This is a genomic window from Halocatena halophila, assembly GCA_027563145.1.
Classification (GTDB): Archaea; Halobacteriota; Halobacteria; order Halobacteriales; family Haloarculaceae; genus Halocatena; species Halocatena halophila.
Window position 1 is genome coordinate 1,938,087 of the sequence record CP071306.1, and the last position, 13,814, is coordinate 1,951,900.

The 13,814-nt window shown below is 42.8% G+C and carries 17 protein-coding genes and 3 other RNA genes; 18 read left to right on the plus strand and 2 right to left on the minus strand.

The features are described from left to right. The first annotated feature begins 2,642 nt into the window (after positions 1-2,642). From JXQ78_RS10305 to JXQ78_RS10390, 18 genes are all read left to right on the plus strand, one after another. Positions 2,643-3,344, plus strand: coding sequence for a hypothetical protein (locus tag JXQ78_RS10305; RefSeq protein WP_330630676.1), 702 nt, complete (start codon positions 2,643-2,645; stop codon positions 3,342-3,344). A 596-nt stretch (positions 3,345-3,940) separates the two neighbouring features. Then, a complete protein-coding gene (locus tag JXQ78_RS10310) occupies positions 3,941-4,198 on the plus strand; it encodes a hypothetical protein (protein ID WP_330630677.1) in 258 nt (85 codons plus the stop codon). A gap of 86 nt (positions 4,199-4,284) precedes the next feature. Further along, complete coding sequence (locus JXQ78_RS10315) at positions 4,285-4,830, plus strand: hypothetical protein (protein ID WP_330630678.1); 546 nt, start codon at positions 4,285-4,287, stop codon at positions 4,828-4,830. A gap of 45 nt (positions 4,831-4,875) precedes the next feature. Beyond that, positions 4,876-4,940, plus strand: an RNA gene (locus JXQ78_RS10320) — hammerhead ribozyme type II. Between the two features lie 5 nt (positions 4,941-4,945). Continuing rightward, positions 4,946-5,248 carry a hypothetical protein gene (locus JXQ78_RS10325; protein WP_330630679.1) on the plus strand — a complete coding sequence of 101 codons (303 nt, stop codon included), beginning with the start codon at positions 4,946-4,948 and terminating at the stop codon, positions 5,246-5,248. Next, an RNA gene (locus tag JXQ78_RS10330) (hammerhead ribozyme type II) lies at positions 5,247-5,312 on the plus strand. The genes JXQ78_RS10325 and JXQ78_RS10330 overlap by 2 nt, the downstream gene beginning before the upstream one ends. A 44-nt stretch (positions 5,313-5,356) precedes the next feature. Then, the gene (locus JXQ78_RS10335; protein WP_330630680.1) at positions 5,357-5,887 is read left to right on the plus strand and encodes a hypothetical protein; all 531 of its coding nucleotides are present in this window, start codon (positions 5,357-5,359) and stop codon (positions 5,885-5,887) included. 63 nt (positions 5,888-5,950) lie between these two features. Beyond that, positions 5,951-6,433, plus strand: coding sequence for a hypothetical protein (locus tag JXQ78_RS10340; RefSeq protein WP_330630681.1), 483 nt, complete (start codon positions 5,951-5,953; stop codon positions 6,431-6,433). Between the two features lie 66 nt (positions 6,434-6,499). Next, entirely contained in the window at positions 6,500-6,748 is a 249-nt protein-coding gene (locus tag JXQ78_RS10345) for a hypothetical protein (protein WP_330630682.1), read from the plus strand. A 10-nt stretch (positions 6,749-6,758) separates the two neighbouring features. After that, positions 6,759-6,825, plus strand: an RNA gene (locus tag JXQ78_RS10350) — hammerhead ribozyme type II. 51 nt (positions 6,826-6,876) lie between these two features. After that, positions 6,877-7,818 (plus strand): hypothetical protein, encoded by a 942-nt coding sequence (locus JXQ78_RS10355; RefSeq protein ID WP_330630683.1) that lies wholly within the window; start codon positions 6,877-6,879, stop codon positions 7,816-7,818. Between the two features lie 180 nt (positions 7,819-7,998). After that, positions 7,999-8,175, plus strand: coding sequence for a hypothetical protein (locus tag JXQ78_RS10360; protein WP_330630684.1), 177 nt, complete (start codon positions 7,999-8,001; stop codon positions 8,173-8,175). Between the two features lie 281 nt (positions 8,176-8,456). Further along, positions 8,457-8,690 carry a hypothetical protein gene (locus JXQ78_RS10365; protein WP_330630685.1) on the plus strand — a complete coding sequence of 78 codons (234 nt, stop codon included), beginning with the start codon at positions 8,457-8,459 and terminating at the stop codon, positions 8,688-8,690. A 296-nt stretch (positions 8,691-8,986) separates the two neighbouring features. Further along, positions 8,987-9,220 carry a hypothetical protein gene (locus JXQ78_RS10370; protein WP_330630686.1) on the plus strand — a complete coding sequence of 78 codons (234 nt, stop codon included), beginning with the start codon at positions 8,987-8,989 and terminating at the stop codon, positions 9,218-9,220. Positions 9,221-9,503: 283 nt separating this feature from the next. After that, positions 9,504-10,088 (plus strand): SprT-like domain-containing protein, encoded by a 585-nt coding sequence (locus JXQ78_RS10375; RefSeq protein ID WP_330630687.1) that lies wholly within the window; start codon positions 9,504-9,506, stop codon positions 10,086-10,088. 78 nt (positions 10,089-10,166) lie between these two features. Further along, complete coding sequence (locus tag JXQ78_RS10380) at positions 10,167-10,577, plus strand: hypothetical protein (RefSeq protein WP_330630688.1); 411 nt, start codon at positions 10,167-10,169, stop codon at positions 10,575-10,577. Between the two features lie 376 nt (positions 10,578-10,953). Continuing rightward, positions 10,954-12,258, plus strand: a complete 1,305-nt coding sequence (locus JXQ78_RS10385; protein WP_330630689.1) for a glycosyltransferase — start codon at positions 10,954-10,956, stop codon at positions 12,256-12,258. A gap of 85 nt (positions 12,259-12,343) precedes the next feature. Further along, the gene (locus JXQ78_RS10390) at positions 12,344-12,583 is read left to right on the plus strand and encodes a hypothetical protein (protein WP_330630690.1); all 240 of its coding nucleotides are present in this window, start codon (positions 12,344-12,346) and stop codon (positions 12,581-12,583) included. A 2-nt stretch (positions 12,584-12,585) separates the two neighbouring features. On the opposite strand, the gene JXQ78_RS10395 is transcribed toward JXQ78_RS10390, so the two are convergent. Next, the gene (locus JXQ78_RS10395) at positions 12,586-13,011 is read right to left on the minus strand and encodes an ERCC4 domain-containing protein (RefSeq protein ID WP_330630691.1); all 426 of its coding nucleotides are present in this window, start codon (positions 13,009-13,011) and stop codon (positions 12,586-12,588) included. Further along, complete coding sequence (locus JXQ78_RS10400; RefSeq protein ID WP_330630692.1) at positions 13,011-13,538, minus strand: hypothetical protein; 528 nt, start codon at positions 13,536-13,538, stop codon at positions 13,011-13,013. The genes JXQ78_RS10395 and JXQ78_RS10400 overlap by 1 nt, the downstream gene beginning before the upstream one ends. Positions 13,539-13,814 lie beyond the last annotated feature (276 nt).

Below are 13,814 nucleotides of genomic sequence, written 5' to 3' on the forward strand. Positions count from 1 at the left end.
GCCTCCTCGGTTTGAACATCAAAACACTGCTTAAAACGACGAGAAGGGGACGGTGTTGTTTAGTCAATATACGGGCTTCTAAACACCTCTTGTGCTTCGCACTAAGCCCTGTTTACAACATAGAATATAATGGGGTAATTTAAGAGAGGATATAGAATATACAGGTTGGATTACCGCTCCGCCCCGCACCCCCTCTTTCTTTTTCTCCCCGTCAACCAATGTAAGGCTGGAGTCCTTATATACCCTGTCGGGGGTTTATAAGTAACTCCTCGGAATTTGTGATACTTTACCCCTATTTAAATGGTGGATCTATGCATGATTGTGTATATTATTCTCTTCTCAGGATTCTAATACTCACGATCGTGTATACTGCTTCTCTGACTCATACTGGCGCGCGGTTACAATGTAACTCATCTTGGAGTAGGTAAATTTATATTCTATGCGCTCACAGAGGGAAATGGGCTATTCACTTTGGTTGGATATCCCGCAATCAACAATATCATCTCAGACTGGTTATCTGGGAAATGTCCGGACTGGTTATCCGGATACGCTTATTCCAAAACAATTATGCTATTGTAAGTTACAGCTCTTATTGGTGGGTGTTATTGGATTGTGGTAGGCTCACCATCTTTTGACACTCACCCGGAGTCCAACGCGGCTCCGTGATTTTCCACCAAAATTTTTGCGCCAACCCCCTCTATTACTCCGTGCGGCCGCGATTGTGATGTTCCAACCTGTACCCACCACCTGCCACCAGGCTGTTCCCAGCCTGATCCCAGCCTGATCGATCACAGCCATGGCTCCGTTCTTGTTACTCCCAGCCATGCCTCCAGCCAGCTGTCAACAGCTTGGTACTATCCTGCACCCAGCCTATGCCCCCAGCCTATGCCCCAATGCGTGCGTATGTTTCTGGTGCTGTACCCAAATCATATTACCAGAGGTAATTTTATACCGGTCGGATTGGCTGTATTCGTTCTGTGTGGCTGAAACGGCCGAAAAGCACCCTTTCAGGCCCTCTACTCCGTCTATGCCTGCTGCCAAGGCTATTATCAGCCACCAACAAGCATGCAAACAACATGGAAGTAACAAGAACAGGCAGCGCAAGCTCTCTACTGCACAAATTCCCACTATTAGCCACATATCAGCAATAATCACCGGTTCCACCCCTTGGCGCGCACCCTCTGGTTCCAGTAGGTACAGAGCCTATACTGCCGATATTCACCGGATAGACAGCGACGCACTCAATCCCAGTACACTGGCCCATTCGCTTCGTAAATATTGCCGGAACCCAAAACCGATTCCTCATTATAGTCGTTTCTATGATATTATTGAGGATGCTAATAGCTGTGTATAGGCTCTATAACGCCAGTTTTCATATTTCACCGGCAATTCTGTAGGTCAAAGACAAGTAGATGAGTGGCCCCTACCTAAGGAGGGTGTAGTCAGCTGATGAAGGCGATCAAGCCCGAGGCGTTTTGCGAATGTAAGCCACACAATGCCCGTAGGGGGCAACCGGCCTTTGTTGCCAAGCCCCTGTACGGCACAAGTGCGGCTTATTGTAAGTGGTTTGCCAGTAAGGGACCAAGCAACCGTGATTCACGGCCTTGAGATACATCTAACCCCGCAAAGCGGGATAGGATGCTTGAATGCCCCGATATGTGGCCATACGCGCTGTGTGGTCGCTAAGACGGTTCGAGACCGTTAAATCGGCTATGACTAACCGCCATAAAGGCGCGATAAACCCCCTCCCTGGGTGTCTGGAAAAACTCAAAGAGTCCAATCCTGGCAAATCACGGGTTAGAAACCCAGACACACCGATTCCCGGTGTGTAAGTTAGCAAATCGACCATAGTTAGGGTCATGTGACTCCATGATCGGGTTCGACCGCTCGACCGGACAAAACCGGTTTTGCACGAGCTCGCTGGGAGTCTAAGACATTGATCATGGCCATACACGATATCTTGAAGTCCGGCGTTAAGGACTAATGACGGTGAAACGGGGTAATGATGGTTCTTAAAACATGATCGGACGTAACAAACCCGACCAGGAAAGGCTTGGTACGGGTTGTGCGTGACCTACTCGAAATCTCGGCAGGCTCGCAGTTCTGTCGGGAGGCTGAAATGCTGAGATGATCGATTAAAAAGCTGCGGTGAATCTATGGGGGTCATTGACATATTCACGAGCACGAGTAAGTGATGTGGAAGTGACACAATAATTGGAGTCATACGACACTATCCTTAGAGATAGCGTTAGTACTCTTGAGCCATATCCATCACCCTGGTGATTACCGTCACATCGTAAACTTAGACGTATCGCTAAGTGTACAGGATAAAGGACAAATGGCCGGAACGCGCATACTCGTTACCAATCTGGTTGTACAGGATATCATCTTTGGCACAATTAACCTGAAATCTCGAAACTCCAGCGAGCGTAGCGAGATAAGAGAACAAAACTGTACATTACTAAACGGCATTCCCTCGCGGGAATGTGCAAATGTGACATCTAAACAGCAGTTTATAGTTCGCCTTTGTGCGAACTGTCGAAATAGCCCCTTAGCGGGTTATAACACCACTGTGGTGAGTGGTGTCTGATGATGACAGCCAGTAGTATCGAGTTGAAACTAACGGTAAACACTCTGTAACAATGGGAATTGATCTTAGCAAATTCGGCAACAATGGCGCAAAGTACACGACTAAAGGCGACGAAAACAACGAGAACGAGAAGAATAACGACGGGCTGTATGACGATCGTATTGAGTCCTTTGAAACGGAATGGAAAGCCCAATCTGTCCGTCGATTTGTCGAACACGTAGCCAATTATTTCGGCGTTGAAGTGAAAGAAGAGGTGGGCTATTCGGAGTGGGCTGATATTCATTTCGAGAAAACCGAGGAAATTTACGGAGATGATGGGCTGAAGGAATCCAACAAACAAGAATATGGTGGGAATCTCCACAAGTACAAACAGCAGTTCGGAACCCCCGACTACAGCTACGAAAAAGTAGACGAGGGCAATGCTGACGAATTCACTAAGGTGGAGGGAATGGCAGAGGAATTTGCCGATGACTATTCACCGATCTATCTACCCAAGAGCTTCGAATCACCTGATGAACTACGGTATCGTAAAAAGGTCGAACCATCAGCTAAAAATATCACTGATAATATCGAAAACATTGCCAAAAATACCAAAGGTATAGGCTCAAAAACAAGAGATCGGTTCACAGAGAATATCAGCAATAACGAGGATTTCGTACTGTCCCTTCACTGTGTCGATGCTATGAAAGCTGCAATCGAAAAGTCTGATGAACTGAACATGGAAGAAATCATCGAATCAGTTACTGGAGAATAGAAAAATGACGTATGACAATTTCAACAGCTACGACGAGTATAGCGAGTGGTCGAGCAACTACGATAGCGACAATGCTGCGAATAAGTGGGCTGAACAACGAAAAAGGGAACAGTCTTTCGGCAAAGCAGTAGACGAAGCTCGTAACGGCGAAATAATTAACGAGTAACGGCATAGCTGGTAGTCTATCTTCGCTTAGATAGTCATGGTTCGATTCTGTGATGTGCCATGTGGTTTTATATAATAGGTTGAGAATTATGTTATTGAAGGGGTTAGACAGCTGCTTAGCCTTGCTCCAATGCCCTATACATTACACTGGTAACACTGTAATAGGTATAGCTGTAAACAGGGTATAAATAACGAGAAGGGGGCTGTTTTAATCACTACAACTACAGCAACAGCACCGCAAACCCCTACATACTCCCTTTGTTGTTTCCCTCTTTCTTCCCCTTTTAGCTGGTAACATGGTTGTCTACAGATTGGTTCGATTCCAATTATCAGCATGAACAGATTCCTTCCTTAACCAAGAAGTGTATTAAAAATCTCCAGACAATGGCAAAACTAACCATCTTGTCCAGCGATTGCGGGGTATCGACACAATGAGTACCAGCAGTGATGATTTCTCGGACGTTTCACGAGATCCTGCTGACTATGCTCCAACAACACACTTCAAGCAACAACGCCGGAAACGATCAGTTGCCGGATGGAAAATCCGTGATGCTATCGAAAACGGAACCATCGAGAAGTCTGAGGAGAATGAAGATTGTGTAGTCTTCAATTCAGACTATATCAATTTGGTAGTTGCCCTGGACGGCGATGTCATAACGGTGTATAATAATGGTGGTGATGTATATTAATGAAATAATCTAACTTAGACTCTCTGTCGTAGTTTGAAATATCTATGAAAGGCACTGCTTCATAATCAAAAGATCAACTTACACCGATGTTTGAAGAAAAACAAGGAAATTTCACGTACCGAATTCCGCTCGATAAACCAACCCACAGTGAAGCCAGTAGGGTATTTCGAAAAATGATCCTCTTAGATCGTCTTGGCCACCGTCTCATTGTCCGTAACCCAAAAGATGTATTTAATAAAGATCCAGTCAGGTATGCAACCTTCCAAACACGAGACAATGAAGGACGTGTTAAGGGTGTTCCAAAACGATTCGAGCATTCCGCTTCATGGAGGGATATGCCAACTGGACCAGGGCGATGGGAAGATCTGGAAATGAAAAATGGCTCAAGTGGTGGAACAACTATCAAAGGGAATGTCTACGTTGGAAATGAAATTTTCCGACGAGTATTCATCAAAACCACAGTTGACCTAACACCCAGTGAGATAGAAGCAGCGTATGAAAACGGCGAGAATGAAGATGACGTAATGTATGTTCTCAATGATGCTATTGGATGGGCTTCTCAAGAAGCTCTTGATAAAGCCCTTGAAGATCACCACAAGAAAATGGAAAACTCAGAGGTAGTTGAGGCATGAGACACGAAATAAAAATGAATGTATGGCATGTGGCTGTAATTTATAAATCGAAACAGCCAGCGCTGGCTGTCGTACCACCGTGGTGGGTGGTACCCGATGAGAAGCCAATACAACAATGTCTACTGAAATTAGAAACAACAACGACGAAGATATCGATACTAAATCAGCGAGATCAATATCAAATGAATTCATTGAGGTACTGAAATCTCAAACAAGCAGTCTCATAACCGTTAGACAGTATGGAATAGTGGATGAATTTATGTTCAAAATTGAACATAAAAACAAAGAGGAATTTGATTATCTCATTGAAACCACGTTAGATAATATCAGAGATGCAGGATTCAAAATTACAAGCGTTCTCTACAAGAAAGAGTGCATTATTGTAGAACCAGACGACCCCTTTATTGTTGAAATATAACCGAAACAGCCATCAGGGCTGTCATACCACTGTGATGGGTGGTATCTGATGATGGTAGTCATTAGCGTATCTGTTGGATCGAGCTGTAATCAATAGCCGAAATAAACCATGTCTGTAGAAACCAACCAAAGTGAAAGTAGTGAAGATGAAGATGCAATGAGAAAACGTTCTGAGAGATTCCTTGAGAAACTCCGTGAGCATATTGTTATCTGCTCTGCTGAGAGATATGGCACCCCTGATATGTTGATGTACCGTGTTGAACTTAAGGGGGATTTGGACGATTATGAAAATAGTATGTCGTCAGTGGTTCTCGACCCAATCTATGATGCTGGATTTAAAATTTCGAGTGTGCTGTTCGATAAAGATGCAATTCTCGTAGAGCCAGACAACGCTGGAATCAATGAGATTTCACAAGAAGAAATAGAAGAAATCTTTGAAGGAGCCTACGACATTCAGGCTGATCACACTACTGAAGGAGGGTATATGTTCAAGATTGATTCTGAAGTTAGATTTGGTAACGATATTGTCTGTCCACTTAGCAACGTTGGGTACGTTATTGATGACGTGAATCATCCTGACGGATTCATGAAGTCTGAATATAAAGTCGTCGCAATTCGGCCAGTAGATTGGATTAGATAGCACCTGATTAGACACCCATTGTATCGAGCTGTGAATAACAAGAACGACGCAACTAATTTCACAATGGCAACTACGTCTAACAACGACAGCGACAACATAGAAACACTCGAAGATATCCTTAGTAGTTTTGAGGAAGTTAAACGTGTGCAATCCAACAAGTACAAAATTGAATCCGAGTATAAGACTATCACAAGTGTAGAAATAGGTAATATTCTTAATGCTGGCTTTGATGTCAATGAAGTTCGATTCGAAGAGAAGACCATTTTAGTCGAGAAGGTCGAAGAAGAGTCTGAACCAGAACAGGAAAAGGCGACTATCGTCGATAAACTTGAGGCAGTCGTTGAAGACTGTGAACACATCGAAGAAATATATGGCGACAGAGATCGGGAGATTATGATTCGCATCTCCGAAGAAAAGTCAATTCTTCTTTCAGCAGTCGAAATAATGGAGATCAAAGATCTCGGTTGGGAAATAGCTTTCATCGGCAATACATCTGGGAATACAACCACAACCAACGTCTATCTAAAGGAGAGAACTGAAAATTAGAACACCCCTTCTCGTTAATTCTATCGAATAGTGCTGTAAGAACGAAGTTAGCGAATAACGTGAGTTATGAATTACGAAAATCTCCAGATCGGTATTGAAAGATGCATCGACGGAATGAATCTTATCGCACAACACGGCAAATACCGTGAACGGCTTGAGCTCTACAAAACGGTTCAAGCGTTCGACTTCTTCAAAGTCCATGAATCATCGGATCAATACGGAGATCAATTCTGCATCGAACTCGAAGAACTCGAAACATTCCTCGAACGTCGATTAGAAGATGAGGATATCGCACAGATTAAGGAAGATCGATAGGTACTGATCATTCCGAAACAGCCAGCGCTGGCTGTCGTGTTATCGTGGTGGATAGCACCTGATGAGTGTAGCCATTAGCGTATCCTGTTGGATCGAGCTGTGAATAACGAGAATGCCCATACAATACAATGAGTGAAACAGAACACGCCAGAATAGTTTACAAAAACCTCTTTGATCACTACCACAAGGAGTCTGTCGATTACTATATGCACCGATACAACGATATAGAAATGGCATTTGTACTACAACGGTTCGATAAATCCCTTCCTGAGCCAGTTCACAAAGGGATATACCGCGAATACGTCGAAGCAGGTTGGGATGTGCTTGAAATGCGGAATACAATGGACATTAACCAAACTACATGTCCAGTTTGTCGTTCGGATCTGTACCACTTTGAATTCTACGCCGACTCTTCTGAATTTGGCGTAATGAATCAATATGGAGATGTAATTAGAGTTACTAACGTCAGAGATACTGATGGGTTCTTTTGGGATCCAGAAGCACAGGCAACAGGAGATCATTTTATGTGTAAACGGTGTAAAGATTCTTTTGGAAATTTAGAAACCAATAGAGGTAGTATTCGACTCCATTTGCCAGAAGGATCGGACTACAACAGCGAGGATCAAATTACAGGGGCTACAACGCATAATGGCGTTGTTCGATTTGACGACTATTGGTATAACGACCGATCGTTGTGGATTCCATTGTGTGATGTCTCCAACAGCCTTGATATGGAGGTGTTCGTTGGAGCAAAAGCAATTGGAAAGACAAAATATGAACAGCATCTCGAAGCAAATGGCTGGAGGGAGATCCAATATCACGAATTTAATGTGAACATGGACCCATTCACTGCCGAGACCAAGCTCCCTCGACTATTCAAGCGAGTTGTTGATGAATGGTCCAAATTGAATACAAAAATAGTCTCAGGTATCGATGAACCGTATCTTATGATCGACGGGAGTCGGCTGTTTACGACTTATGAAGGGTACGATCAGGTATACAACAGGATGGCAACATCTCTACAATCGATAGGTCTTGAAGAAGTTCCATCTTCACATGAATCAGAATGAATTCAGAGCGAACTCCGATTTAGTAGAGTGTAAAAAGTGTGGTCGAGAATTTAATCTTGGTGCACAACTATATTTCGGGCCATGCTGTCCAAGTTGTAGAACAAAGACGTAGCTGATCCCTTCTCGTCGTTCCCTTCGTTTTTGAAATCCCGTGAGTCACTGGCTCGCGGGACAGAAACAATGGTACGACTTGTTAAAGCGTTAAATGGGGCTGATGACGTTCAATTCGCAAACAATAATAAGAGAATGTATGTTCGACATGGCAAAACAGTTGTATTGTTTCGAGTGTCTGATTGGGAAATCATGGATGTTGTTGCTACAGCAACGCTGGATGTAGATAAATTGGCGACTCAATGATAAAAAATTATGCAAATGAAGCTCGTTGATGAGCGAGAAGTAGCACCGAAACGACCAAAAGGGAGCTGTCTTAACTTCAAAGACTGTGAGAACATGACCCCTGGAGGATCAAGTACTCGAAACACGCTTTGTACAGAGTGTATTGACGATATTCGAAATAATGAATAAACTATACAAATGCGTACATTGTGGTGTAGATTCGTTTGAACCAGATGTGATGGATGCATTTACATTCTGTAATAAAAGTGATTCTGGAAATCACCATTTTGAAAAGATTAGTAATGAATAGCACAACACTCAAACTTAAATTGAAATCTATTAATGGAAAAATAACACACGATAATAAATATAGTGGCCAGAACTCATCATGGTGTGTTGTAGAAGTATATTTTACAAATTATAATGGTAGTATTGAAGAGAAACTTGAACAATTTTGCCGTAATACTGAGTGGGAGCTTGATTTGGATTGGGACCCTGAAAATAATGGCGTGTTCTTCGAAAGACGTGTTGAATAGAAGTTAATCATCAAGGTCTCTTCTTTTATTGGCTGTTGAAATCCCAATAGTGGATTCTGTATTCGCTGTTGGGACACCAGCTATGAAAGACAAACTAAAGAACTGGAACGGGCCACCGCGAGAATTCAGCAGCAGTGGGCGATATAAGGAAGAGATGTGTTACTGTGTAAAGTGCGGCAATATCTACGTATGGACAAACGGGAGAAATTGCCCGACTTGTACCGCATATCACGCCTGTATCGAACTTGAAAAGAAAATTGATCAATTGTGTGAAGTATTTGACTAAGAGTAACAATATGATATCAATCAAGTGGACTACGGAGAAGGTTGAAGGGTTTCTAATAGCAACAGCAGCTGGAGAAGTAACTGAAGGCCCATATTATTACAGTGACAATAATGAATATGAAGTGATTCTCAGGGGTGGAAATTTACACCAAAGCTCTTACAATATAATTTCACGATTTTTTGAGGTTAAAGATGTTACAGGTAATGGAGATGATGAGCTCCACATCATTCTTCAACCATCATGACCAGGCTACAAATCGATGATACTGGCTGGCACAGACTCTATCAGTGCTCGACGTTCACAAAATGGGGCTACAAAGATAGCCCCTACCGCGTTATCGCTCATCTCGAAAAGAGTCGAGGCCACTGGTCAGCAATTTTCACAACTACATTCCACAACAGCCGAACACATACTATCCGTGGAAATTGTGGTGGTGGGAATAGCGGACGAACATTAGCTGTGTCGGCAGCAAAGCAATGGATGCGGGAAAATAAAAATGGCTGTCCTCCACCTGGAGAGATTCAATAATGCATAACGACAAACAAGCGGAGTATAATCGAATGGTGCAAGCGATTAACAACGAAAAAGACAACGAGAAGGAGACGGTGTCAAATCCATACGAGCTCGAATCTAAGTCGCCATCTCAACTTCTCAGTATGGCTGATGACTACTCAGAAGAAATCGTTGAAACTCACGACCTACCGATTTCAACAGATGATTTCACAATCGATATCAGTAAACGCATGACTAAAAGTCGGGGTCTGTGTAGAAAACAAAATGATGAGGTTCAAATTCGACTCAGCTGGCCGGATTACGAAAATAATGGTTGGGAACAAACTCAGGAAACAATCCGACATGAATTGATTCATGCCCATCAATACATCAATCACGGTGAGGCTGATCACGGGCCAACGTTCAAGGAGTGGATGGATGAGCTCGATACTTCTGTGTATGCTGATGATCCTGCCTCAAAGGGCAAGTACACGATCCGATGTCCTAATTGCTATAACGAAAATTACCGACACCGGGAGTGTAAGGTTGTTCGTCAACCTGAGAATTACAAATGTACTGTTTGTGGTCACATCGGATTGACTGTAGACATTAACGAATAGAAGCCCAGTTCTCGTTAGTTCTATCTCGCTTTTATCGGTGATATCCCACAGGTGAACGAGTTGCCTGTGGGACATTAGATGAAAGTGACTTCAATGTCATCATTGAAACAAACTAATTCAGACGATGTGATCAGCATTGATAAACAAGTATTGATTAAACAGGCATTCACAATAGCTGGTGAACTGCTTGATTCCCACAATGTTAATATTAACATTGGTGATGAAGAGTATAAAAATATGCCAAATATCTATGAATTAGAAGATTACGTCGAGCATATCGATAAATACCCAGGAAACAGTGTAGAAGAATATAGCATCCACTTTCATGGCGAGACAGAGTCGCACAGATCAAAACTTGTTAGCTCAGGATCTCATTGGCATCCAGCTGAATATGAAACAATCCATATGAAACTTGCTTTCACTCTTATTTATTATCCAGCTGCCAATGGTGGTTTCGGTGGTGTAGAATTAACTATTGATCATCTATAACTAATGATGCCAATTCTAACCCATAAGAATATTATATTGGCTTGGCTATTCTCCGACAATGCCCGAAATAAGACTCGAAACAATGTCCCAGCACAGATGTCATCCAAATGCCTCCGGTTATACAACTGAAAAGACAAATGAATATGGCTCGTTCAAGGTTCACGTTTGTGGTAAGTGCGGTGAAGAAACCCCGATCGACAATTAATAATTAATGAATTGTTCCGGTAATACATCAGGCGATGAGTGGCAACGCTATGCACTGGATTGTACACTAAACCTTAATCCTGAAGGCTATCACGCTGGATTCACACAATCATAGTTAATTTTTAGCTTGTAAATTACACACAATCCTAAGATCAAAGTTAATTAAGAAATAGTGACATCCTTACAAAAAATACCATGGAACAAACTTAGTATTGCATCGCTGTTAACCATCTCAGGTATTGTTCTTCTGAATATTCCAATATTTGGTTATTATAAGTATTCTACGTTTGATTACCTATTTAGATATCCAATATATATTATTGGTCTTGTTGGGTGGTATATTTGCCGGCCATTATTAGCGATAAATCAATGGTATAGGGATAACAAGAAGGAGGGGAATCATCACAACCGACAGTCGGTATCAGTACTGATCCCAGCATATAACGAAAGTCACGGCATAGTTGAAACTGTAGAATCAGTTCTTAAACAAAGTTATAGCGGGCCGATTGAGATAGTGATCACTGATGATGGCTCGACTGACAACACATGGGAAGTCATAAACTGGTTAGCAGCGACGTATGAGAGCGTTCACACAGTCCGTCAGGAGAACGCTGGCCCTGGAGTCGCCCGGAACACATCGTTGGCTCATGCCACCGGAGAGCTTGTCCTGAGTCTCGATGCTGATACGGTTCTTGACTTCAACACAATTCGAAATATGGTTAAACAGTTCGACAACGATGTGGTTGCTGTTGGGGGCAACGTGAATGTCAATAACGATACCGGTGTTCTAACGAAAACTCAGCTGTTCGATTACTCGCTGTCGTTCTCGATCGGTCGGATGTTTCAGTCGCGTCTTAATCACGTCCTGTGTCTCTCCGGATCGTGCAGTATGTTCCGGCGGGCTGTCCTTGACGAAGTCGGCGGTTGGAAGATCGACCCGAAGTATGCTGATGACTTCGAACTCTCGATCAGGATGAGTGAACAGGGACAGATTGGATTCGCCCAGGATGCGATCGCCCATACTGAGGCCCCGACAACGATTCAAGGGCTCTGGAAGCAGCGAACATGGTGGGCGAGACTGGGGTTATCAACGATGATTTTACACTGGCGATCGAATCTCAACCCCTCATATGGTGCAATGGGATTGATTGGGTTGCCACTGAAAACAGCACTAATGATTGGTGCAGTTTTCCAGATCGGACAGCTGATACATGATATTGCAACTGGTTCCCAGCTAACGACAACGATCGCAGCAGTGATCGTCTTTGGAATCATTAGCACAACTGCATTTTCATTGATTATGGTTGCATTGATGGTATTGATTCTTAATAATAAAAAGCCACTTCAATATATCCCATATCTCATCGTCTATTTCACTGTCTATCGTGCGTTCCATACAATGGCACGCCTTGTGGGGATTATGCAAGCCATTAAAAGAGAGTTTAAAGATTTATTGACTAAACTTATTATTGATTGATGAAATTAATAAAAGTAAATAGGAGTGCATATTTCCGGTCTTACAGAAACAACTATAAACTAATACACCTATTATGCTCATAATAATGGTAAAACGATGGCTCAAGTACAACAAATCAGTTGTTGACGGTAATCGTATGGAAGCAAGAATTATTTATGATACTCCAATAGATAAAGAAACGGTCGGAACCATTAGTGTTGAAGTGTTAACTATAATAGAGGAAAATGAAGAGATTAAGAAACAGGTTGATGATGAGTTAGTCCTACTATCGTGCCTTAATTTGGTTACTGAGAAAGAGCTGTTATCGACATTTAAGGAATATTGAGCTTATCGAAGATATTGGCGATCCCATTCAGTAAGCAATTCCACAGTGCGTTTCCTGGCTCGATCTCGACTACCACACCACTCGAAATGGAGTGTATCATACTTGGTCGGCCATTTCTCGACAGTGCCGATAACGGAGTTGGGATGTATATTGCTGAAGTAGTTCCCTCCTTGTGCATTGGCTTTATCTGACTCTACTATAACAGCAAAGCGAGCCAAAGATTGAGCTCGTTTAATTTCTCGTTCGAATCGATCTCGTTCCGATCCACATGATGTGGCGAGATCGTTAAGAGATTTCCGCTCGACGGCAAAATGGCGCTCATAGCCCTTGATAGCGTAGTCTCCAACGTCAAGACGCTGCTGTTCAGTGTTGAAATCGGGAAATGAATATGGCTTTTTCTCCCGATCGTCGATTAAGATTGTGAACATCAGTCCATCACCTCGATCGATGTATCAAGGTTGTCGAGTTGGTGATCTACCTTGCCGTAGCACTTGCGAATGGATCGAGCACGATACCCACAATCATCTGCAAAGTCCGAGAACAGCTCGTCATTGTTCTTAGCACTTCGGCTGGGATGATACATGCGTCCATCCTCTCGAACGGCGTGAGCGGCAACACAGAACGCTACAAGCGGTACATCAATGATTTGGTTAACCCAATCTTCGAGTGGCATCTCATCAAAGAGCTGGCGGCCTCGGCGCTTCTGATAATCAGTAAGCTCAAGCGAAGAACTAACGGCATCGTAGATCGCCAGGTTGTCTTGTCGATAGCGGACTGGTTCATTAGATCCTTGACCAGTTCGCTGATCAATGTTGTACGAGGCAAGTCGTTTGTAAAAATCAGTGTTCAGTTCTGAACCATCGAGTCGTCGGCCAGAAACATCACTGGCTTTGAAACTCGTCTGGTTCGGACTATCCATGTCAGTAATCGGTTCTCCTTCAGATTCGTCAAACATAGTAGATCAAAAAAGACAATTAATCAGAGATTAAAATTCGCCATAGATACATCTCATTAAATTGCCTTCAATAGTATAATACTCACCTCAAAACTTAAAAGTATTGTAATTATTCAAAGATGAATAAGGGAACGAGAAAAGAGATAATAGAGATAAGAGTAAGGGTTTGCTGTAGTTGTAAATCTCTGTTTTTACTCTTTAAACACCGTTAAAACACTGATAGAAACGACGAGAAGGGGAAGAGGTTTTACAGCTTTGTTACCGTCTTAGTTAGGA

Coding starts and splice junctions, on each gene's coding strand:
- JXQ78_RS10305 (WP_330630676.1), top strand. CDS start 2,643: ATGGGAATTGATCTTAGCAAATTCGGCAACAATGGCGCAAAGTACACG.
- JXQ78_RS10310 (WP_330630677.1), top strand. CDS start 3,941: ATGAGTACCAGCAGTGATGATTTCTCGGACGTTTCACGAGATCCTGCT.
- JXQ78_RS10315 (WP_330630678.1), top strand. CDS start 4,285: ATGTTTGAAGAAAAACAAGGAAATTTCACGTACCGAATTCCGCTCGAT.
- JXQ78_RS10325 (WP_330630679.1), top strand. CDS start 4,946: ATGTCTACTGAAATTAGAAACAACAACGACGAAGATATCGATACTAAA.
- JXQ78_RS10335 (WP_330630680.1), top strand. CDS start 5,357: ATGTCTGTAGAAACCAACCAAAGTGAAAGTAGTGAAGATGAAGATGCA.
- JXQ78_RS10340 (WP_330630681.1), top strand. CDS start 5,951: ATGGCAACTACGTCTAACAACGACAGCGACAACATAGAAACACTCGAA.
- JXQ78_RS10345 (WP_330630682.1), top strand. CDS start 6,500: ATGAATTACGAAAATCTCCAGATCGGTATTGAAAGATGCATCGACGGA.
- JXQ78_RS10355 (WP_330630683.1), top strand. CDS start 6,877: ATGAGTGAAACAGAACACGCCAGAATAGTTTACAAAAACCTCTTTGAT.
- JXQ78_RS10360 (WP_330630684.1), top strand. CDS start 7,999: ATGGTACGACTTGTTAAAGCGTTAAATGGGGCTGATGACGTTCAATTC.
- JXQ78_RS10365 (WP_330630685.1), top strand. CDS start 8,457: ATGAATAGCACAACACTCAAACTTAAATTGAAATCTATTAATGGAAAA.
- JXQ78_RS10370 (WP_330630686.1), top strand. CDS start 8,987: ATGATATCAATCAAGTGGACTACGGAGAAGGTTGAAGGGTTTCTAATA.
- JXQ78_RS10375 (WP_330630687.1), top strand. CDS start 9,504: ATGCATAACGACAAACAAGCGGAGTATAATCGAATGGTGCAAGCGATT.
- JXQ78_RS10380 (WP_330630688.1), top strand. CDS start 10,167: ATGAAAGTGACTTCAATGTCATCATTGAAACAAACTAATTCAGACGAT.
- JXQ78_RS10390 (WP_330630690.1), top strand. CDS start 12,344: ATGGTAAAACGATGGCTCAAGTACAACAAATCAGTTGTTGACGGTAAT.
- JXQ78_RS10395 (WP_330630691.1), bottom strand. CDS start 13,011: ATGTTCACAATCTTAATCGACGATCGGGAGAAAAAGCCATATTCATTT.
- JXQ78_RS10400 (WP_330630692.1), bottom strand. CDS start 13,538: ATGTTTGACGAATCTGAAGGAGAACCGATTACTGACATGGATAGTCCG.